Consider the following 2,795-nt stretch of genomic DNA (forward strand, 5'->3'; position numbering starts at 1 on the left):
GTCAAGGGCAATCCGGTGATATAGCCCGTGATCAGAGTCACACGACCGTATATGGCGCGTCTTGTTCGGCGCGTGCGCCGGAGATTGGTTGGAAAAGTCAGGGCGGCGGCGGGTCGCAGGTGTGTTACGAGGGCTGTGCGTATAGCAGTGCCCTGGACGCGTCGTCGCCCAATGGTTTCGCATTCGATCCCACTGGTGCTACGTGCAAGAAGGATGAGATGCCCGAACCCGAGCCGTCTGACAACACGGGTGGAGAGGATGGCGGCGGCACCGGTGGTGAGACCGGCGGTGGTGATGGCGATAACGGTGGCGGCGACAACGGTGGCGGCGACAACGGCGGTGACCCGGGCGGTGGTGGCGATGGCGGGAGTGGCGATGGCGATGGTGACGGCGACGGTGATGGTGATGGCGACGGTGGTGGCGACGGTGACGGGGATGGCAGTGGCACGGAACCCGGCACTGATCCCGTCTATCCCGGCGATGTTCCGATGCCGATTGGTGAAGCCGCCATCCCTTCGTCGCCGCTGGGTCAGTGGAGTAGCGGCCTCGGTGGTGGCTCCTGTCCTGCTGCGAAGTCGCTGTCTATTGGCGTGGGTAGCGTATCTACAACCATTGAACTTTCGTTCCAGCCGCTCTGCGATTTTGCTGTGATGATCCGTGGATTGTTGCTGCTGTGCGCGACTATTTCCGCCGCAATTATCGTCTCGGGAGTGCGTAAGTAATGCCTTGGTTAGCAGCGTTCCTAACATCTCTTCTCGGCAATGCCCTGGCACGTGTGTTGACGGGTGCCGGTCTTGGTCTTGCAACGGGCGCGGCACTTCTTCCGTTGGTCAGAACTGCATTGAACCTGATCGTTCAGAAGTTCAACGGCATGGGGGCCGACTTGGCTAATGTCATGTTGCTGTCCGGGGCAGGGGAGGCGATCACCATCATTGGATCGGCCATCGTCACGCGCGTGGTGATCGACGCGGGCAAGGTCGCAGTTCAGAAGGCAGCTACGAAATGATGTATCTGATTTCCGGGCAACCGGGTAACGGCAAGTCGCTCCGCGCGCTCTACATGATGGAGCAGGCGTATCTGGAAAATCAGCAGGCCGTCAAGGAAGGTAAAGCGCAGCCGCGCAGGTTCTACACGAACATGGCAGGCGCTACGTTGGATGAGAATCCCGACGCGTTCCCATGGGTTGAGAAGATCCCTGAGCACAATGATTGGACCAAGCTGCCGGATGGCGCTTACGTGCTGTACGACGAAGCGCACTCGGATGGCAAGACGCCTGGACTTGAGCGCTACGGCTACCTGTTCCCGTCTACGGGTAAGCCGGGTGAGTCCGATGATCCGCGCATCCGCGCGATGTCGACCCATCGCCATCGCGGCGTTGATCTTGTTTTCGTAACGCAGTGGCCGAGCAAGATCCATCATCAGGTCCGCACGTTGATCGGATCGCACACGCACATGAATCGTGCGTTCGGCATGCAGCGTGCCGGTGTGCTCACGTGGTCCCGCGTGCAGTCGGACCCCTACGACGAAAAGATGCGTGAGAAGGCCGAGGAAGAGATATGGGCCTACCCGAAGCACCTGTACAAGCGTTACAAAAGTTCCACCATGCACACCGCCAGCCACAAGTTCAAAGTGCCTGCGCGCGTTTGGCAGGGGCTGTCGGTCTTCGTTTTTCTGGTGCTGGCGTTGTGGGGCATCTATGCCTTCGTCATCAAGCCACAGCAGTACAAGGGCAAAGAGACAATGGAGGGGGAGGGGGCGAAGGCGGGCGGTGTTGCCCTGGCGCCCTTGGGCGCGGGCTCGCCGCCTGCCGCCCCCCGTTCTCGGGAAGAGTATGTGGATCTGCACAAGCCACGTGTCGAGTTCCAGCCATGGTCAGCGCCGGCCTATGATGATCGTCGTCCCGTCGCCAAGCCGGAGCTTTACTGCATGTCGTCCGGCACCGATGTGGATCGCACCTGTTCGTGCATCACCGAGCAAGGCACCAAGTACCGGCTTCCGATGGATATGTGTATTGCCATCGCGCTACAGGGGCCTCAATACAACCCGTATCGGGAGCCTGCGCAGCAGCAGGCCGCTCCCGCGTCCGGTAGCGTGGGTGTGCAGCAGGTTGCCCCCGGTGTCCCTGTGGGCGTTCCTGCGGGCGCGCTGATCGGTGTTGGTGAGCGTGCGATGGGTACGTTCCCCGAATCTACTCAGAACCGGTACGGTGGTGGGTGATTTTCGCGCCCACGTTGGTACACTCCGGCCATGAGCAGATATTTCAGCATCAACTACTGGGTAGCTCGCTGGATGGACCGCGTGTATGCCCGTCAGGGCCGCAACCGGAGTGATTGATGGGGTGCAGGGGCATTGCCCCTGCGCATCACGCCTCACACGCGCTTTCGTGGCTTAGGCCCACGTCGTAGGTGGACTACGTTGGTGGGTTCGGCGTCGGAACCAGCCAACACCCGGTAGACGGGTTTTTCAGTTCTCCCGCGGATCACCGATCGGAGATCCACAACCTCAGCAACCTTGTCCGGCAATGCTTTCCGGCTGGGTCTGCTCGAGCAACGCGCCGCTGCCATCATCTTTCGCCATTCCTGCGCCAGGGCGGCGGTGAGTCCAAGCCATGCCAGATCCTGTGGCTCCAGCTCCCGGCCTTCGGGCGTCACAAGTCGTCCACCTTTGAACGCAAAACCGGCCCATGGGCCGGTTAGGTTGCGATCACGCATACTGCCTCCGGTACAACGGGGGCATACGAGTCTGTCTCATCAGATGAGACAGCCACGTGCGGACCTTCCAGAACATAATATACA

4 protein-coding genes are annotated in these 2,795 nt (G+C 60.8%); 3 read left to right on the forward strand and 1 reads right to left on the reverse strand.

Features of this window, described 5'->3' with window-relative positions:
* The 3 genes from ACI2JH_RS19645 to ACI2JH_RS19655 all read left to right on the forward strand — a co-directional run.
* Positions 1–722 (forward strand): virulence factor TspB C-terminal domain-related protein (locus tag ACI2JH_RS19645; protein ID WP_404736995.1); only part of this gene is annotated, 722 nt, incomplete at its 5' end.
* Positions 722–1,006: a DUF2523 domain-containing protein gene (locus ACI2JH_RS19650; RefSeq protein WP_404684431.1), complete on the forward strand. Its 285-nt coding sequence runs from the start codon at positions 722–724 to the stop codon at positions 1,004–1,006. The genes ACI2JH_RS19645 and ACI2JH_RS19650, both read left to right, overlap by 1 nt.
* Complete coding sequence (locus tag ACI2JH_RS19655) at positions 1,003–2,217, forward strand: zonular occludens toxin domain-containing protein (protein ID WP_404684430.1); 1,215 nt, start codon at positions 1,003–1,005, stop codon at positions 2,215–2,217. Before ACI2JH_RS19650 ends, ACI2JH_RS19655 begins: the two co-directional genes overlap by 4 nt.
* 152 nt (positions 2,218–2,369) lie before the next feature.
* Here the strand turns inward: ACI2JH_RS19655 and ACI2JH_RS19660 are convergent, their stop codons facing one another.
* Positions 2,370–2,711 carry a DUF3653 domain-containing protein gene (locus ACI2JH_RS19660; protein ID WP_404684429.1) on the reverse strand — a complete coding sequence of 114 codons (342 nt, stop codon included), beginning with the start codon at positions 2,709–2,711 and terminating at the stop codon, positions 2,370–2,372.
* Between the last annotated feature and the right edge of the window lie 84 nt (positions 2,712–2,795).

The sequence above is a fragment of the Stenotrophomonas sp. NPDC078853 genome (assembly GCF_044901215.1).
Lineage (GTDB): Bacteria > Pseudomonadota > Gammaproteobacteria > Xanthomonadales > Xanthomonadaceae > Stenotrophomonas > Stenotrophomonas lacuserhaii.

Coding starts and splice junctions, on each gene's coding strand:
- ACI2JH_RS19660 (WP_404684429.1), bottom strand. CDS start 2,711: ATGCGTGATCGCAACCTAACCGGCCCATGGGCCGGTTTTGCGTTCAAA.
- ACI2JH_RS19650 (WP_404684431.1), top strand. CDS start 722: ATGCCTTGGTTAGCAGCGTTCCTAACATCTCTTCTCGGCAATGCCCTG.
- ACI2JH_RS19655 (WP_404684430.1), top strand. CDS start 1,003: ATGATGTATCTGATTTCCGGGCAACCGGGTAACGGCAAGTCGCTCCGC.